The sequence below is a fragment of the Mesorhizobium sp. M1A.T.Ca.IN.004.03.1.1 genome (assembly GCF_003997555.1).
GTDB lineage: Bacteria > Pseudomonadota > Alphaproteobacteria > Rhizobiales > Rhizobiaceae > Mesorhizobium.
The window spans coordinates 1-266 of record NZ_RZTV01000440.1 but is presented as its reverse complement, the minus strand read 5'-3'; the positions used below and the strand labels follow the sequence as shown (position 1 = coordinate 266).

Genomic DNA, 266 nt, shown 5'->3' with positions numbered 1-266 from the left:
GAGGCCCTTCGGGCAGGTCTGCGCACAGTTCATGATCGTGTGGCAGCGATAGAGGCGGAATGGATCCTCGAGATTGTCGAGGCGCTCACCGGTCGCCTCGTCTCTGGAATCGATCAGCCAACGATAGGCCTGCAGCAGAACGGCCGGACCGAGATAGCGGTCGCCGTTCCACCAGTAGCTCGGACAGGAGGTCGAGCAGCAGGCGCAGAGGATGCATTCATAGAGGCCGTCCAGCTTCTGCCGGTCCTCGTGGCTCTGCTTCCATT

At 61.7% G+C, this 266-nt stretch carries 1 protein-coding gene; it reads right to left on the bottom strand.

All coding sequences use genetic code 11. From position 1 onward, the window contains the following. Positions 1 to 266 (bottom strand): 4Fe-4S dicluster domain-containing protein (locus EOD29_RS32350; RefSeq protein ID WP_127248840.1); only part of this gene is annotated, 266 nt, incomplete at both ends.